At 30.0% G+C, this 237-nt stretch carries 1 protein-coding gene; it reads left to right on the forward strand.

The window, feature by feature from the left end; all coding sequences use genetic code 11:
* The coding region (locus tag ACSBRB_RS10755; RefSeq protein ID WP_435032738.1) for a cation:proton antiporter domain-containing protein at nt 1-237 on the forward strand (237 nt) is incomplete at both ends.

The raw sequence follows: 237 nt of genomic DNA on the forward strand, positions 1-237 counted from the left end.
TATATGGCTTTTGATTTTTGGAGTAATAATAGGACCTCAAGTATTAAAATTTTCTCATATGACAGAAGGAGTTGAGATTTTACGTGAAATAGGTATGGGTTTTTTGTTTTTGTTAGCAGGATTGGAAATAAATACTAATGATCTGAAGTCAAAACAAGGTAAGAATGCCTTGATTACTTGGCTACTTGGTTTTTCTTTTGCTATTTTATTAGGATTAATTATTACTAAAGGAGCACT

The sequence above is a fragment of the Staphylococcus auricularis genome (assembly GCF_051172115.1).
Taxonomy (GTDB): domain Bacteria; phylum Bacillota; class Bacilli; order Staphylococcales; family Staphylococcaceae; genus Staphylococcus; species Staphylococcus auricularis_A.